This is a genomic window from Promicromonospora sukumoe (assembly GCF_014137995.1).
Lineage (GTDB): Bacteria > Actinomycetota > Actinomycetes > Actinomycetales > Cellulomonadaceae > Promicromonospora > Promicromonospora sukumoe.
The window spans coordinates 839049-855664 of the sequence record NZ_JACGWV010000003.1; the positions used below are offsets into that span (position 1 = coordinate 839049).

Below are 16616 nucleotides of genomic sequence, written 5' to 3' on the forward strand. Positions count from 1 at the left end.
ACGCTCAGGTCCCCCGGGGGGCCTGAGCGTCTGACACGGAGGAAGGGGAAGGGAGGGGAGGGGAGGGGAGGGGTCAGACGGCGGACCAGCCGCCGTCCGCCGCGATGATCGCCCCGTTCAGGTTCACCGAGTCCTTCGACAGCAGGAACGTGATGGTGGCGGCGAGCTCCTCGGCCATGGCGAGGCTGAGGATGTTGACCTGGTGGGGCCGCAGCACCGGGGCGCCGAACTCAGCCTGCCCGGGCACCGGGATGCCCGTGGCGACGCCGCCGGGCGCGACGGCGTTGGTGCGGATGCCGTGCTTCGCGTACATCACGGCGCTCGACTTCGTCAGGCCCACGACCGCGTGCTTGGACGCCGTGTAGGCGACGCCGGCGGCCGAGCCGCGCAGCCCGGCCTCGGAGGCGACGTTCACGATGCGCCCCTCCTTCGCCGTCAGCATCCCGGGCACGACGGCGCGGCTCAGCCGCATGGTGCCCTCCAGGTTCACGCGCAGCACCCGCTCCCACAGGGCGTCGCTCACCTCGTGCACCGCCGACATGTCGTCCATGATCCCGGCGATGTTCGCGAGCGCGTCCACCCGCTCGCCGGCCGCGGCGGCGATGCGCTCGACGTCGTCCTGGCGCGAGATGTCGCCCGCCACGGGGATGATCTGGGCCCCGGACGGCAGCCCGGTCAAGCCGGCGGCGACCTCGTCGAGCTTCTCGGCCGAGAGGTCGGCGGCGATCACGCGCCCGCCCTCACGGGCCACACGGGAGGCGACGGCCCGGCCGATGCCGGAGGCCGCGCCGGTCACGACGACGGTCTGCCCGGCGAAGCGGCCCGGCGTGATCTGCTCGGCCCAGCCGGCCGCGGCGGGCTCGCCGCCCGCCGTCTCGCCGGCCGCAGCAGCCGCGTCGCCCGCCGCGGCCTCCTCGGGTGCCGCCTCCCAGTACGCCGCGACCAGGGCGTCGAGGGCCTCGGCGGGGAACTTGCCGCCGGACATCGCGACGAGCTGCTCCAGCGCCAGCCCGCGAGTGGGGGCCAGCGAGTCCGGCGTCGCGCCGCCCTGGGCGAGAAATGCGGTCAGGATCGGGCCACCGACGGGGTGGTCGAGCCAGTCGCCGACGGTCGATCGGGGGGTCAGTGCCATGGTGCGCTCCTCGGACGGGGTGGATACCGGACAACACTGTCCGGTTCTAGGATAGCCCCATGACCGGCGTACTCCGCGACCCCCGCCCCGGTGCCCTTCCGCACGGCACCGCCGTCCCGCACGGCACGACGCGCCGCGGCGGGGCGCCCAACCTCGGCCCCCGCGCCGCCGCGGGAAACCGCGCGGCGCTGCTGGCCGCGGCCCGCGAGATCTTCGGGTCCGGCGGGACGGACGCGCCGCTGAGCGCGGTCGCCAAGCGGGCCGGCGTCGGGCAGGGGAGCCTGTACCGGCACTTCCCGGACCGGCTGGACCTCGTGGTCGCGGTGTTCGAGGAGCAGGTCGTCGCCGTCGAGGAGCTTGCCGCAACCCCTGACGCCGACCTGGCCGACCTGCTCGGGCTGGTCACGCGGAACGCCGTCGACTCGGTGGGCTTCGTGGACCTGGTGCGGTCGCGGGTGCCCGCGGACGAGCGGATCGTCGCCCTGGGCGAGCGGGTCGCCGCCGCCCTGGGTACCCGGTTGGCGGGCGCGACCGGTTCCGGTGACGTCCCCGCCGGGACGACGTCGGACGACCTGCTGCTCGCCGTCGCCATGATGGCCGGCGGCCTGTCGCAGGCCGAGGGCGAGGACCGCGTGCGCCGCGCGCGGCGCGCCTGGGAGCTGCTGGGCCTGGAGGTCCGCATCCCCGACGCCGCGTAGCACGCGGCCCGCGCCCTAGTCCCGCCTCCCCGCCGCCTGCTGCCCGCCGATCCAGCCGAACACGGCCGCCGGGCCGATCGTCGACCCGGGCCCGGGGTAGGTGCGCCCCATCACGGACGCCGTGGTGTTCCCCGCCGCGTACAGGCCCGGGATCGCTGAGCCGTCCTCGCGCAGCACCCGCGCGTGCTCGTCGGTGAGCAGCCCGCCCTTGGTGCCCAGGTCGCCGGGCACGATCCGCAGCGCGGAGAAGGGTCCGCGCTCGATCGCGCCGAGGTTCGGGTTGGGCCGGACGGTGGGGTCGGAGTAGTAGCGGTCGTAACCGGAGTCGCCGCGGCCGAAGTCGGTGTCCTTGCCGGTCCGGGCGAACCCGTTGAACCGCGCGACCGTGTCCCGGAAGGTCCGCGGGTCCAGGCCGAGCGTGTCCGCCAGCTCAGCGAGGGTGTCCGCGTAGACGAGGGTGCCGTCGTCGACGTACCGCCGTCGGCCGGCCAGGAGTGACGTGTTGAGGTACCGACGCCGCGCGCGCACGTCCATGACCAGCCACGACGGGTTCGCCGGCACCTGCGGGTCCCGCTCCAGCAGCGCGTGGCCGAAGTCGATGTAGCTCGTGGACTCGTTGACGTACCGGGCGCCGGAGGAGTCCACGACCATCGAGTACGGCATGGACCGCTCGGACAGCACGAAGCCGTGCATCCCCTGGCCCCTGTTGTCCACGCCCGCGCCCCACCAGGCGTCGTCCATCAGAGCGAGCGCGCCGCCGGCGTCGGCCCCGGCTTCGATGCCCGTGCCCTGGTCGTCCTCGGACGCGGCGCTCCAGCCGGGCACGCCGTGGTGCTTCTCGCGCCACCGGGTCCGGTGGGCGAACCCGCCCGCGCCCAGCACGACGCCGCCGGTCACGCGGACGGTGCGCCGGGCCTGCGGCATGCCGACGACGGCGCCCACCACGGCGCCGTCCTCCACCAGGAGCTCGGTCAGCGGCGTGCTCAGCCGCACCTCCGTGCCCTGCGCCCGCACGACCTCCATGAGGGAACAGGCCAGCGCCGCCCCCATGCCCACCTGCTTCTTGCCGGTGAGCAGGCCGCCCAGCACGCGGAACACCAGCCGCGCCCCGCGGACGAAGCCCGACGGCGTGGACCAGGCCCGGCCCAGCTCGTAGAAGTCGTCGTTCATGACGGCGAGCGGCACGCCGTCCTTGACGCGGGACCGCTCGATCCAGTCGCCGAGCCGCCGCGTGTCGTACGGCCGGGGCTCGATGGACCGGCCGATCTTGCCGCCGGGCCGCTCGGGGTAGTAGTCGGGGTACTTCTTCGCCGTCGACCACCGCACGCCGTGCCCCTCCAGCGCGGTGACCAGCTCGTCGACGGTGTCCACGAACGCCTCCCGGCGCGCGGCCGAGCTCGCGGGGCCGACGTCGCCGATCGCCGCCTCCAGGTACGTCAGCGCCTCCGCGCGGGAGTCGGCGATCCCCGCGCGTCGCATCACCGGGTTGTCCGGCAGCCACAGCCCGCCGCCGCTGCGCATCGTGGTGCCGCCCCACCGGTCCGCCGACTCCACGACCAGCACCTTCGCCCCGGCGTCGGCCGCGGCGATCGCCGCGCTGAGCCCGGCGGCGCCCGTCCCCGCGACCAGTACGTCGACCACTTCCTCGTGCGTCATCGCGCGATCCCTCCGGTTGCCCGGCGCCGGTCTCCCGGCGCTACCGGACGACGTTGTCCGGTTGGGGCACAACCTACTCCCGTGCCCCCGGAGGGCCGCAAGACCCCGGGGCGGAACGGCACCTTCCGGCCACCGCTAGACTGCACCTGGCCGTGACTGGCGAGGGTGGGTCACCACCGGGGAGCGGCCGACCGACCCGTGATGCGCGCCGCCCGCCTGGGTGCCAGGGTTTTCCACGAGGCTACTTCCGAGGAGAACCGCCATGTCCGGCGCCCCGTCCACCCCTGACGTCCAGCTCACCGACGACTCGCAGCGCCCCGTCCGGCGCGCGCTGCTGAGCGTCTACGACAAGACCGGCCTGATCGAGCTCGCCACGGCGCTGCACGACGCCGGCGTCGAGCTGGTCTCCACCGGCTCCACCGCGTCCAAGATCGCCGACGCGGGCATCCCCGTCACGCCGGTCGAGGAGCTCACGGGTTTCCCCGAGTGCCTCGAGGGCCGCGTCAAGACGCTCCACCCGCGCGTGCACGCCGGCATCCTGGCCGACACCCGCAAGCAGGACCACCTCGACCAGCTCGCGCAGCTCGAGATCTCGCCGTTCGAGCTCGTCGTCGTGAACCTCTACCCGTTCGCGGCCACGGTCGCGTCGGGCGCCGGGCCGGACGCCGTCGTCGAGCAGATCGACATCGGCGGGCCGTCCATGGTGCGCGCCGCCGCGAAGAACCACCCGTCCGTCGCCGTGGTCGTGGACCCGGCCCGGTACGACGACGTCGCCGCCGCCGTGCGTGCCGGCGGCTTCACCTACGCCCAGCGCAAGGCGCTCGCCGCCGCCGCGTTCGTGCACACCGCGACCTACGACGTCGCCGTGGCGTCCTGGATGGGCTCCGTCGTCTCCCCGACGGACGCGGTCGACGGCGCCGACGGTCCGGTCTCGACCGGCTTCCCCGCCTGGGTCGGCGGCACCTGGGAGCGCGCCGACGTGCTCCGCTACGGCGAGAACCCGCACCAGCGCGCCGCCCTCTACACGCGCGGCGACGGCGTCACCGGCCTCGCCCAGGCCGAGCAGCTGCACGGCAAGGCGATGAGCTACAACAACTACGTCGACGCCGACGCCGCGTGGCGCGCCGCCTGGGACCACGAGGGCCCCGCCGTCGCGATCATCAAGCACGCCAACCCCTGCGGCATCGCGGTCGGTACCGACATCGCCGAGGCGCACGCCCGGGCCCACGCGACCGACCCGGTCAGCGCGTACGGCGGCGTGATCGCCGCGAACCGCACCGTCACCGCGGCGGCGGCCCGGCAGATCGCCCCGGTGTTCACCGAGGTCGTCGTGGCCCCGGGCTTCGAGCCCGAGGCGCTGGAGATCCTCCAGGCCAAGAAGAACATCCGGCTGCTCGTGGTCCCCGAGGCGCCCGCCGGCGCCGTCGAGACCCGGCCCATCTCCGGCGGGCTGCTCATGCAGGCGACCGACCGGTTCCAGGCCGACGGCGACAGCCCCGAGAACTGGACGCTGGCGACCGGCGAGGCGGCGTCACCCGAGGTGCTCGCCGACCTCGCGTTCGCGTGGAAGGCCGTGCGGGCTGCCAAGTCGAACGCGATCCTGCTTGCGCGCGACGGGGCCGCGGTCGGCATCGGCATGGGCCAGGTGAACCGCGTGGACTCGTGCCGCCTGTCCGTCGAGCGCGCCAACACCCTGGCCGACGGCGAGTCCGGTCCTGTCGAGCGGGCCCGTGGCGCCGTCGCGGCGTCGGACGCGTTCTTCCCGTTCGCCGACGGCCTGCAGGTGCTGCTCGACGCCGGGGTCACCGCCGTCGTGCAGCCGGGTGGCTCGATCCGCGACGAGGAGGTCGTCAAGGCTGCCGAGACGGCCGGCGTCACGATGTACCTCACGGGCACCCGCCACTTCGCGCACTGACGTCGTTCCCGATCTGGCACCCTCCGCCGGTCGAGTCGTCCCTCCGCTGGTCGAGCTTGTCGAGACCTCACCAGGTCTCGACAAGCTCGACCAGCGAGCGGCTCTCTCCTTCGAGACCTAAGTTTCTTCGCTTTGCGGCAGTCGAAAGCGAAGAAACTTAGGTCTCGAAGGAGAGGCCTCGACCAGCGAGATCGGTCAGGCGTTGCTTGTTGGTCGTCTGAGCCTGCGGTTCCGCTCCGGGCGGGCGCCTCGTTCCTCGGCCCCCACCCTGCGCTGCACCTCCGGCTCAGACGACGGCGTCCTTGAGCCTGGTCGCCGGGTCCAGCGCGCGGTCCAGGTCGACCGTCAGCGGCACGCTGCGGTTCATCAGCTTGCGCACCTGCCCCACCTCGCGCGGCGAGTCGACCAGCAGCACCGCCCGCACGGTCGCCACGCGGTGCCCGTCCGCGGTGCGGCGCGGGTGCCGGTCGAGCGCGTTCTCCAGGTACAGGGCCGCCCATCCGCCCGACGCCGTGGGGGTCCCGCGCAGGACGACGTCGTCGAACGGGGAGGGCACGCCGAAGAGGGCGAGGTCGTGCCCGAGCTGCTGCGAGAAGACGTACGGCGCGTGCGCGGGGATCGGCACGAGGCCGAGCCGCTCGCGCACGTGGTCGGGCTCGGCGGCGCGCTCGTCGAGGCCGAGCAGGGCCCGGACGGTCACCTCGGGGTCGTGCAGGGCGGCCGACCAGTGCCCGCCCGGCACCGGCCCGAACACCGGGTGCTCCCGGGTCGCGATGTCGCCCACCGCCCACACCCGGCGCAGCGCGTCGAGGTGCAGCCGGCCCGCCGGGTCGGTCGGGGAGTGCACGCCCATGAACCGGCCGGCACGGTTGACCCGCAGCCCGCCGTTCGTCTCCAGCGGCAGGGAGCCGGCGAGCCAGCGCGACGCCGGCCGCGCCCCCACGGCGGCGAGCACCAGGTCGGCCTCCAGCACCCGGCCGTCCGCGAGCACCACGCTGCCCGCCCCAGGGGCGCCGTCCGCAGGCCCGGGCAGCACCTTCTCGACGGCGACACCCGTGATCAGCGTGACCCCGGCGGCGTCGTACCAGGGGGTGAGCAGGCCGCCGACCGTGCGGCCGAGCTGCCGCTCCAGCGGCACCGGGCCCGCCTCGACGACTGTCACCCGGGCGCCCGCGCCCGCGGCGACGCCCGCCACCTCCGCGCCGATCCAGCCCGCGCCGACCACCACGAGCCGCATGCCCGGCACGGCGACGGCGGCACGGAGCCGCTCCGCGTCCGGCGCCGTGTGCAGAGTCATTGCGGCGTCCCAGCCCGCGGGGCGCAGGGGAGCGCTGCCGCAGGCGAGCACCACGGCGTCGGCCACCACGTCGTCGCCCGACGCCGTCCGCACCACGACCCGCTCCTGGTCCGCCTCGAGGCGGGTCGCCGGGTCCGCGAGCCGCAGGTCGTCGACGAGGGCGGTGAGATCGGTCCCGAGGTCGTCGGCGAGCCAGACCGGCTCGGTGCGCTTGAGCAGCTCCTTGGACAGCGGCGGGCGGTCGTAGGGCGGCAGGCCCTCCGCGCCGAGCACCGTCAGGTGCCCCTCGAAACCGTGCTTGCGCAGCGCGGCGGCGGTCTGTGCGCCCGCCAGCCCCGCACCCACGACGACCACGCTGCTGGGGACCTGACCTGAAGGGGACGGCATGGACCTCACGGTAGCTCGCAGGCCGCCAACCTGGGAATGTGCTTCGGATCAGGTTGCAAGCAGGTCACGGTCCTGCAGAATCGCGACGTTTCGGTTGTAGTCTCGTCCCGTGGATCTCAGTGAGATGCGGACGACGCCCGGCGCACCGGGCGGTGCCACGACGCTCCTCGAGCCGGGCCCGGTCGGAACCGCTACGCTCGAACGCACCGGACCGGCCGACCTTCTGACGGCCATCACGACGACCAGCCAGGAGCTCGACCGCAGTGAGCCAGCCAGCGGCGAGGACTCCGACGTGAGTCCGGCGGAGCCGCACCGCAGCAACCTCGCGATCTGGCTCGTCCTCGGCGGCGTCGGCATCTCGGTGCTGCTCGGGATGTTCGCCGGCGCGCGCGCCGGGGCGATCGGCATCGGCGTGGTGCTCGTGGTCTGCGCGATCTTCCGCGCGGTGCTCGACAGCCCCGTCGGCCTGGTCATCCGCAGCCGGACCGTCGACATCATCCTGTACGGCTCGACGGCCGTGCTGATCGGCATCCTCGCCGTCGCGACGCCCAGCATCTGACGCTCAGCACATCTGACGCCCAGCATCTGACGCTCAGCACATCTGACGCCCAGCATCTGACGCCGAGCCGTCCGACGCCGGGCGTCCCGCCTAGCGGTCTGCGCCCTTGAGCGTGCCCGTCACCGGCTGCTCCGACTCGACCACGCACAGGATGCGACGGTCGCCCTCGGCCCAGCTCTCCTCCGACGGCGCGATCGGCCAGTAGAGCAGCTCCGACTGGGCCCACCGCAGGCCCACGTACTTGGTGAACTGCGGATAGCAGTACGCGTCCGCGGCGTCCCACAGCGCCTGCTGCGTGGGCGGCTGCCCGCCCTGCGCGAGGCTGTCCTCCGCCGTCGTCTCCGCGTAGATCTCGCCGCCGTGCGCGGTCGTGCACGGCACCACCGGGATCCGGTACAGCGTGGTCTGGCCCGACGTCGCCGCCGTGTCGATGCAGTCGCCCACCTGCAGGTCCGGGATCTCCGCCTCGGCGGTCGCGGCGCCGTCCGACGTCGCCGTCGGCTCCCCGCTCGGCTCGAGCGCGCCCTCGGCACCCGGGGTGGGCAGCAGGTCCGACGCGTCCGCCGGGTCCTCGTACGGGTCCGTGGCGTACGGGTCGGTCGTCGCGAACGGGTCGTCGGTCGGCGTGGGGGAGTACGACGGCTCGGCGACCGCGGGGCCGTCGTCGGGCAGCGTGATGCCGAGCGGGCCCGCCAGGGCCGGCGGGACGAACGACCGGGCCGCCGCGACGACCCCGGGCGGGAGCGACGACGCGTACGTGGGCGCCGCGGCGATCGCGATCCACAGGCCGGCGACGCTCAGCACGCCCACGGTGACGGCGCCCAGCGAGAAGTCGAGCGTGCGGACCGACGACTTCTTCGCCCGGCGCGCGTTGCCCGTGCCGTTGGCCTCGGCCGTGCGCATCGACTGCACGAGCGCGGGGATCGCGAGCGGCCAGAAGAACAGGAACGCGGCGACGACCCAGCCCACGCGGGTCGGGTACGGGAGCTCGTAGGGGTCGCCGTCCTCGTCGGCGTCCGCGGCGTCCGCGGTCCCGCCCTCGTCCGGCTCGTCCTCGCCCGGTCCCTCGTCCGGACCACCCTCGTCCGGTCCGTCCTCGCCCGGCCCGTCCTCCGGGGCCCCGGACGACTCGGGCTTCGTCGCCTCGCCGTCCTCGGGGTCCGTCACCTGCGGTTCCGCCCCGTCGGGCTCGGTGGCGTCGCGGGGAGTCTGCGTGGTGTCGGCCATGATGCGCGATCGTAGCGGTGGGAGGTTTCGCGGTGGAAGACGGCGGCCTCCCTACGAGCTGCCCACGCGTCCGGTCAGGTCCGTGTCCGACTCGACCAGGCAGGCGATCCGCCGGTCCATCGTGCGCCAGTCCCAGGCGTCCGGCGCCATGTGCCAGCGGTGCAGGTTCGAGCGCTCCGCGAGCGTCCCGTTCTGCTTCTCCAGCTCGGCCAGGCAGACCTCGTCGGCGTACCGGGCCATCCACGCGTCACCCGGGTAGTCCGGGTAGCTGCCGTCGTCGTTCTGGACCAGTACCTTGTCGGCCACGTACGTGATGTCGAACAGCTCGCCGCCGTGCGGCTCGTCGCACGGCACGACGTCGACGGTCCGCACCACATCGGTCAGGCCCTCTGTGAGGTAGCAGTCACCCTCGCGCAGCTCCCATACGTCGGTCCCCGCCTCCGGGCCGGACCCGGGCTCGTCGTCGGCGGCGTAGCTCGTCGCCGACTCCGTCCGGTCCTCCTGCGACGCCGTCCAGAAGCCCAGCGCGAGGAGCCCGGCCGTCATCGCGACCACCGCTGCGCAGGTGATCACGATCGCGAACACGAGGCCGGCGATCCCGATCCGGCGTGCCTTCGCCCCCTCGGCGGCGGCCTGCTCGCGGTCGCCGGCGGCCAGGGCCGCCGTCGCCCGCTGGGTGTGCGGGTAGGCCGTGACGCCGAACGGCCACCAGGACAGCAGCCCGACCACGGTCCAGCCCGCGCCGGTGGACGGCTCGGCCGCGGGTCGGAACGCCGGCGGATGGGCCACAGGCCCGGGCGGGCGAACACCGGGGCGGAGCGGGAGCGGGGCGTACGGGTCGGGGACGTGGGGTACGGCGGTCCCGTGGTGCTGTGGCGGAGTCTGCGGCGGAGTGGTCGCAGGCCCGCTCGGCGGCACCAGCGGAGGCAGGGTCGGGTCGCTCATGAGTTGACCTTCAGCTCGAAGACCTGCGGGTGGGCCGAGAACTCACCCTCCACGGGGTACAACGCCTCGATGAAGCACACGCTCGTGCGGTCGCCCGCGGCCCAGTCCTCCCGGGTGGGCTGGAACGACCACACCGGGGAGCTGTCCACGGCCTCTCGCCCCGAGTAGGTCTCGTACCAGGACCAGCAGTCGTACCAGAAGTCGTCCTCGAGGGCCGCGCTGCCGGGGAAATCGATCTGGTGGTGCTCGATGACCCCGATCACCTGTCCGTCGTGCAGGCGGCTGCAGGGGATGACGTCGATACCCGCCCAGGGCGAGTCCCAGTCGGGCGCCATGAAGCAGTCGCCGGTCCGCAGGTCGAGCGGGTCGACCGAGATCGGCTCGCGCTCCGGCGCCGCGGCCGTGCGGTAGGACTCGGCGACCGGCTGTTCCGGTGCAGTCCTGAGGCCTGCCTGGTCGAGCAGGCCGGGCGCGTAGTGCATGCCCAGCACGGCGAGCGGGGCGTTGACCGCGAGGACGAGCACCGTCCAGATCGAGCCGACCAGCACCCCGGTCCGGGCGCGGTTGCGGGCGGTCTGCGCCTCCCGGGCAGCGGTCGCCGTGTCTCCGGCGCCGATGGCGCGTGCTGCCTGGTTGGCAGCGAGCACGGCGGCGACGGCGAGCGGCCAGAACAGGATCGCGCAGGCGATGATCCAGCCGCGGTGCAGGGGCAGCCGCGGAACGGGTGGGGGGACGGTCACGGCTGATCTCTATCAGGTGATCCGCCCTCGTCGTGGCGGTGTGACCGTTTCGTGAGCCGACTTCACCCGATGGACCGCCGTCTGCCCGCCGCCCCTTCCCCGGGACATACGACCCGTACGACGCCGGGGCCGCACCTCCCGGACGGAAGGTGCGGCCCCGGTGTCGTACGGGTGCTGCGAGCGGTCAGGCCTTGTCGTCGTTCTTCTTCTCCGGCTCGGTGGCCGGCTCGGCGACGGGCTCGGCGGCCTTCTCCTCCGTCACCGGGGAGGTCTCCGTCGTCGTGGCCGCGGGGGCCGACTGCGCGGCGACGAGCTCAGGAGCGTCGTCCTCGTCGTCGTCCTCGTCGAGCTCCAGCTCCTCGGGCTCGACCGAGGCGAAGGCGCGGTAGAACAGCGCGGCGAGCGCGGCGCCGACCAGCGGGGCGAGCCAGAACAGCCAGAGCTGGCGGCCGGAGCCGTCGGCGCCCCAGTTGTTCGCGAACAGCGCCGCGGCGGTGGAGCGGGCCGGGTTCATGCCCGTGTTGGTGACGAACCACGAGACCAGCGAGAGGGCGGCGATGGCGCTGCCCACGGCGACGGGGGCGTAGCCGATCTTGCTGCGGCGGTCGTGCACGCCCAGGTACACGCCCACGAGCACGGCGGAGATGATGACCTCGACGAGCAGCGCCGGGAGCCAGTCGAACTGGGCCTGGCCCTGCGTCTGCAGGTAGAGCGGGGAGTGCTGGGAGAAGCCGTTGACGGCCGCGTCGAAGGCGTCGGAGGTGTTCTCCTTGCCGAGCAGCGCGAGCAGCGGCTGCGGCACGGTCGCGAACAGCACGGCGGAGGCCAGGATGGCGCCGACGAGCTGGGCGCCCCAGTAGCTGAACATGCTCGTGACCGAGATACGGCCGCTGAGCCAGGCGCCCAGCGAGATGGCCGGGTTGAAGTGCGCACCGGAGACACGGCCGACGGTCGCGGCGCCCGCGATGTAGGCGAATGCCGCACCGAGCGCCACGCCGAGCCCGCCGACGGTGTTCAGCGGGCTGTAGACGAGCACACCCACGATCACGAGCGTCAGCAGGAACGTGCCGAAGGTCTCGGCGAGCAGGCGGGAGAGCAGGCTGGGCGACCGCTCCTCGACCTCGGTGACGCCGCTGGTCGCGGCGAGGTCCTGGGACATGAAGTCTGTTCCTTTCAGTGGCACACCTTCCGGTGCGCGTCATGGCGGCGTGCAGTGCGATGTCGCGCACATCCTGCCATTACCCACCTGAACAAACCCTGGATACGCGCGGGTATTTTCTTCACCGTACTCGCGTCGATTACCAGGCGTAACTCGGATCGGGCCAGGGGCTGGGCGAGGCGGGTCGGTGGATGCAAGAGTGGGGTCATGACTGAACCCGTGAATGTCACCGTCACCGGAGCCGCTGGCCAGATCGGGTACGCGCTCCTCTTCCGCATAGCAGCGGGCGAGATGCTCGGCCCGGACGTGCCGGTACGGCTCCGACTCCTCGAGATCCCGCAGGCGGTCGCCGCCGCGGAGGGCACCGCCATGGAGCTCGACGACTGCGCCTTCCCGAACCTGGCCGGCGTCGAGATCTTCGACGACCCGGTCAAGGCGTTCGACGGCGTCAACGTCGCCCTGCTCGTGGGCGCGCGCCCGCGCGGCCCGGGGATGGAGCGCGCCGACCTGCTCGAGGCGAACGGCGGCATCTTCGGCCCGCAGGGCCGGGCCATCAACGACGGCGCGGCCGACGACGTCCGCGTGCTCGTGGTCGGCAACCCGGCCAACACCAACGCCCTCATCGCGGCGTCCAACGCGCCCGACGTGCCGGCCACGCGGTTCACCGCGATGACCCGGCTCGACCACAACCGCGCGCTCTCGCAGGTCGCGGCCAAGACCGGGACCCCCGTCGCCGACATCAAGCGGCTCACGATCTGGGGCAACCACTCCGCGTCGCAGTACCCCGACCTGTTCCGCGCCGACGTGGGCGGCCGCCCCGGCGCCGACGTCGCGGCCGACACCGCGTGGCTCACCGACGAGTTCATCCCGACCGTCGCCAAGCGCGGCGCCGCGATCATCCAGGCGCGCGGGGCGTCGTCGGCGGCGTCGGCGGCCAACGCGGCCATCGCGCACGTGCGCGACTGGACGCTCGGCACCCCCGAGGGCGACTGGACGTCGGCGGGCCTGTGGTCGTCCGGCGAGTACGGCGTGCCCGAGGGGCTCGTGTCCTCGTTCCCCGTGACGTCCGACGGCACGGGCGAGTGGAAGATCGTCGAGGGCCTGGACATCGACGAGTTCTCCCGCGGCCGGATCGACGCGAGCGTCGCCGAGCTGGTCGAGGAGCGCGACGCGGTGCGGGCCCTGGGCCTGATCTAGCCGGACCGCCTGCCCGCCCAGGACCGACGAGACCCACGCCGACGAAGGGGGCACCGCTTGCTCGGGCGTGCGTTCAAGTGGTTCTGGGCGGGCGAGGCCGTGTCCGAGCTGGGCACCTACGTCACCACCGTCGCGCTGCAGGTGCTCGTCGTCGTCACGCTCGGGGCGAGCGCCACCGAGCTGGGCGTCGTCAACGCGGCCCGCTGGGTCCCTTACCTCGTGCTCGGCCTCGTGCTGGGCGCGGTCGTCGACCGCTGGCGGCGCCGCCCGCTGCTGATCGCCACCGACCTTGTCCGGGGGCTCCTGCTCGGCGCGGTGCCCCTGCTCTGGTGGGCCGGGATGCTGAACATCCCCGTGCTCGCCGTGTTCATGGCACTTCTCGGGCTGGCCTCGCTGCTCAACGACGCGGCGTCGCAGTCCTTCGTGCCCCGCCTGGTGCCCCGCACCGCGCTGGTGCGGGCCAACGCCCGGCTCGACCAGACCGGCGCGGTCGCCCAGGCCTCCGGCCCGGCGATCGGCGGCGCGCTGACGACGGCGCTCGGCGCGCCGCTCGCCGTCCTCGTCGACGCGGCCACCTACCTGTTCGCCGCGTTCGCCGTCTGGCGGGCCAAGGTGCCCGAGCCCGGCCCGGCCCGCGGCACGCCCCGGCCCGACGGCGGCCTGCGGCCCGCGGCCCGGCGCCTGGTCGACGACGTCCGCGAGGGACTGCGCTGGGTCTACCGGCACACCATGCTCGCGCCGCTGGCCCTCGCCACGCACGGCTGGTTCCTCTGCAACGGCATCGTCACCACGGTGCTCGCCCCGTTCGCGCTCGTCGGGCTCGGGATGACGGCGTTCCAGCTCGGGCTGGCGCTCGCGGCCGCGGGCGCCGCGGGGCTGGCCGGGGCGCTGCTCTCCGAGCGGGCGGGCCGGGTCTGGGGAGCCGGGCGCACGGTCGTCGCGGCGCGCTTCGCGATGGTCCCGGCGTGGGCGGTCGTCGCGCTGGCACCGGCGGGCGCGACGTCGTCGTCGTCGGACGGGCCCGGGACGACGGCGACCTGGCTGACCGTGGCGACCATCGCCGTCGGGCAGGGGCTGTACGGGCTGGCGACGGGTCTCGAGAACGCGAACGAGATGGGGTACCGCCAGGCCGTGACGCCCGACCACCTGCAGGCACGGACCAACACGACCATCCGCAGCATCAACCGGGCCATGCTCGTGATCGGTGCGCCGGCCGGCGGTCTGCTCGCCGACCACCTCGGCTACCGCCCCGCCTTGTGGGTCGGAGTGGCCGGCTTCACGCTTGTCGCGGTACTCCTGGGGATGTCGCGATTCAGGTCCGCGCGGCACCCTCAGGTATCTTGATGTCGAGAGATCGGCACATTCCAACATCCCGGGGAGTCAGCCACACCCATGTCGAAGATCATCTATACCCACACGGACGAGGCCCCGCTGCTGGCGACCTACTCGTTCCTGCCGATCGTCTCGGCGTACGCGGCCAAGGCCGGTGTGGACGTCGAGACCCGCGACATCTCGCTCGCCGGCCGGATCATCGCCCAGTTCCCGGAGCGGCTCACGGAGGAGCAGCGTCTCTCGGACGCGCTCGCCGAGCTGGGCGAGCTGGCGAACGACCCGTCCGCCAACATCATCAAGCTGCCGAACATCTCGGCGTCGGTGCCGCAGCTGAAGGCCGCGATCGCCGAGCTCCAGGGCCTCGGCTACGACCTGCCGGACTTCCCGGAGAGCGTCGTGACCGACGAGCAGAAGGACGCGCGCGAGCGGTACGGCCGCGTCATGGGCTCCGCTGTCAACCCGGTGCTGCGCCAGGGCAACTCGGACCGCCGCGCCCCCGCCTCGGTGAAGAACTACGCGAAGGCGCACCCGCACCGCATGGGTGCGTGGTCGGCCGACTCGAAGACCAACGTCGCGACCATGGGCCACGACGACTTCTTCTCCAACGAGAAGTCCGTGGTCGTCGAGGCCGACGACACCCTGCGCATCGAGCACGTCGCCGCCGACGGCACCGTGACCGTGCTCAAGGAGTCGCTGCCCGTGCTGGCCGGTGAGGTCGTGGACGCCACGTTCCTCGACGCCGCCGCGCTGGACGCCTTCCTCGCCGAGTCGATCGAGCGGGCCAAGGCCGAGGGCGTGCTGTTCTCCGTGCACCTCAAGGCCACGATGATGAAGGTCTCCGACCCGATCATCTTCGGCCACGTGGTCCGCGCGTTCTTCAAGCCGGTCTTCGACAAGTACGGCCAGGACCTCGCCGCCGCCGGCCTGTCGGCGAACGACGGCCTGGGCGGCATCTTCGCCGGCCTGGCCGCGCTGCCGAACGGCGCCGAGATCCGCGCCGCGTTCGACGCCGCGCTGGCCGACGGCCCGAAGATGGCCATGGTGAACTCCGACAAGGGCATCACCAACCTGCACGTCCCGTCCGACGTCATCGTCGACGCCTCGATGCCCGCCATGATCCGCATCGGCGGCCACATGTGGGGCCCCGACGGCGAGGAGGCGGACACCCTCGCGGTGATCCCCGACTCCTCCTACGCCGGGATCTACCAGACCGTCATCGACGACTGCCGCGTCAACGGCGCCCTCGACCCGGCCACGATGGGCTCCGTGCCCAACGTCGGCCTCATGGCGAAGGCGGCCGAGGAGTACGGCTCGCACGACAAGACGTTCGAGATCGAGACGGACGGTACCGTCCGCGTCGTCGACGGCTCCGGCGCCGTGCTCCTGGAGCACGCCGTCCACGCCGGTGACGTCTGGCGCGCCTGCCAGACCAAGGACGCCTCGATCCGCGACTGGATCAAGCTGGCCGTTACGCGGGCCCGTCTCTCGGACACGCCCGCCGTCTTCTGGCTGAACTCCCGCCGCGCGCACGACGCCAACCTGATCGGCAAGCTCGAGAAGTACCTGCCGGAGCACGACACCGACGGCCTCGAGCTCCACGTCATGAACCCGGCTGAGGCGACGGCGTTCTCGCTCGCGCGCATCCGCCAGGGCCTGGACACGATCTCGGTGACCGGCAACGTGCTGCGCGACTACAACACCGACCTGTTCCCGATCCTCGAGGTCGGCACGTCGGCCAAGATGCTGTCGATCGTGCCGCTGATGAACGGTGGCGGTCTCTTCGAGACGGGCGCCGGCGGCTCCGCGCCGAAGCACGTGCAGCAGCTCGTCGAGGAGGACTACCTGCGCTGGGACTCGCTCGGTGAGTTCTTCGCGCTGGCCGCGTCCTTCGAGCACCTCGCGGTGACCGAGGGCAACACCCGGGCCCAGGTCCTGGCCGACACCCTCGACCGCGCCACCGGCACGTTCCTCGACGAGGACCGCTCCCCGGGTCGCCGCCTGGGCACCATCGACAACCGCGGCTCGCACTTCTACCTGGCCCTGTACTGGGCCCGCGAGCTCGCCGCGCAGTCGGACGACGCCGAGCTGGCCGCCACGTTCAAGCCGCTCGCCGAGGCGCTGGCCGCCGGTGAGCAGGCCATCGTGGACGAGCTCGTCGCGGTCCAGGGCAAGGCGGCCGACATCGGCGGCTACTACCGCCCGGACGAGGCCAAGGCCACCGCGGTGATGCGCCCGAGCAGCACCTTCAACGAGGCGCTCGCGTCCCTCTGACGCCGCCCCCTCGCACGTGTCAGACCCTCAGGTCCCCCGGGTGACCTGAGGGTCTGACACGTGTGGAGTGACCTTGGTCGCTCCTGTGGAAAAAGAGGCGG

At 73.2% G+C, this 16616-nt stretch carries 13 protein-coding genes and 1 riboswitch; of the genes, 6 read left to right on the top strand and 7 right to left on the bottom strand.

The annotated features are described in order from the left end of the window. Nucleotides 1–73: 73 nt before the first annotated feature. Nucleotides 74–1132 (bottom strand): SDR family NAD(P)-dependent oxidoreductase, encoded by a 1059-nt coding sequence (locus FHX71_RS27800; protein WP_182620685.1) that lies wholly within the window; start codon nucleotides 1130–1132, stop codon nucleotides 74–76. A 59-nt stretch (nucleotides 1133–1191) separates the two neighbouring features. Here FHX71_RS27800 and FHX71_RS27805 point away from each other — a divergent pair, with 59 nt between their 5' ends. Then, complete coding sequence (locus tag FHX71_RS27805; RefSeq protein WP_182620686.1) at nucleotides 1192–1830, top strand: TetR/AcrR family transcriptional regulator; 639 nt, start codon at nucleotides 1192–1194, stop codon at nucleotides 1828–1830. Between the two features lie 15 nt (nucleotides 1831–1845). Here FHX71_RS27805 and FHX71_RS27810 read toward each other — a convergent pair whose 3' ends face one another. After that, nucleotides 1846–3486 carry an FAD-dependent oxidoreductase gene (locus FHX71_RS27810; RefSeq protein WP_182620687.1) on the bottom strand — a complete coding sequence of 547 codons (1641 nt, stop codon included), beginning with the start codon at nucleotides 3484–3486 and terminating at the stop codon, nucleotides 1846–1848. Between the two features lie 142 nt (nucleotides 3487–3628). Then, nucleotides 3629–3715, top strand: a riboswitch (ZMP/ZTP riboswitch). Between the two features lie 33 nt (nucleotides 3716–3748). Here FHX71_RS27810 and purH point away from each other — a divergent pair. Beyond that, nucleotides 3749–5401: a bifunctional phosphoribosylaminoimidazolecarboxamide formyltransferase/IMP cyclohydrolase gene (purH, locus tag FHX71_RS27815; protein WP_182620688.1), complete on the top strand. Its 1653-nt coding sequence runs from the start codon at nucleotides 3749–3751 to the stop codon at nucleotides 5399–5401. A gap of 286 nt (nucleotides 5402–5687) precedes the next feature. Here purH and FHX71_RS27820 read toward each other — a convergent pair whose 3' ends face one another. Then, a complete protein-coding gene (locus tag FHX71_RS27820) occupies nucleotides 5688–7085 on the bottom strand; it encodes an NAD(P)/FAD-dependent oxidoreductase (protein WP_220490506.1) in 1398 nt (465 codons plus the stop codon). Between the two features lie 109 nt (nucleotides 7086–7194). On the opposite strand from FHX71_RS27820, the gene FHX71_RS29895 reads away from it, so the two are divergent. After that, the gene (locus tag FHX71_RS29895; RefSeq protein WP_182620689.1) at nucleotides 7195–7644 is read left to right on the top strand and encodes a DUF3017 domain-containing protein; all 450 of its coding nucleotides are present in this window, start codon (nucleotides 7195–7197) and stop codon (nucleotides 7642–7644) included. A 90-nt stretch (nucleotides 7645–7734) separates the two neighbouring features. Here the strand turns inward: FHX71_RS29895 and FHX71_RS27830 are convergent, their stop codons facing one another. From FHX71_RS27830 to FHX71_RS27845, 4 genes are all read right to left on the bottom strand, one after another. After that, nucleotides 7735–8871 carry a septum formation family protein gene (locus tag FHX71_RS27830; protein ID WP_182620690.1) on the bottom strand — a complete coding sequence of 379 codons (1137 nt, stop codon included), beginning with the start codon at nucleotides 8869–8871 and terminating at the stop codon, nucleotides 7735–7737. Nucleotides 8872–8922: 51 nt separating this feature from the next. After that, a complete protein-coding gene (locus FHX71_RS27835; protein WP_182620691.1) occupies nucleotides 8923–9816 on the bottom strand; it encodes a CD225/dispanin family protein in 894 nt (297 codons plus the stop codon). Further along, the gene (locus tag FHX71_RS27840) at nucleotides 9813–10556 is read right to left on the bottom strand and encodes a septum formation family protein (protein ID WP_182620692.1); all 744 of its coding nucleotides are present in this window, start codon (nucleotides 10554–10556) and stop codon (nucleotides 9813–9815) included. Before FHX71_RS27840 ends, FHX71_RS27835 begins: the two co-directional genes overlap by 4 nt. Before the next feature lie 184 nt (nucleotides 10557–10740). After that, nucleotides 10741–11715 (bottom strand): MIP/aquaporin family protein, encoded by a 975-nt coding sequence (locus FHX71_RS27845; RefSeq protein WP_182620693.1) that lies wholly within the window; start codon nucleotides 11713–11715, stop codon nucleotides 10741–10743. A 207-nt stretch (nucleotides 11716–11922) separates the two neighbouring features. Between FHX71_RS27845 and FHX71_RS27850 the strand changes: the two genes are divergently transcribed. From FHX71_RS27850 to FHX71_RS27860, 3 genes are read left to right on the top strand one after another with little or no spacing between them, the layout of a single operon-like run. Next, entirely contained in the window at nucleotides 11923–12912 is a 990-nt protein-coding gene (locus FHX71_RS27850; protein ID WP_182620694.1) for a malate dehydrogenase, read from the top strand. A 57-nt stretch (nucleotides 12913–12969) separates the two neighbouring features. After that, nucleotides 12970–14256, top strand: coding sequence for an MFS transporter (locus FHX71_RS27855; RefSeq protein ID WP_182620695.1), 1287 nt, complete (start codon nucleotides 12970–12972; stop codon nucleotides 14254–14256). Between the two features lie 48 nt (nucleotides 14257–14304). Beyond that, nucleotides 14305–16515, top strand: coding sequence for an NADP-dependent isocitrate dehydrogenase (locus tag FHX71_RS27860; RefSeq protein ID WP_182620696.1), 2211 nt, complete (start codon nucleotides 14305–14307; stop codon nucleotides 16513–16515). The last annotated feature ends 101 nt before the right edge of the window (nucleotides 16516–16616 follow it).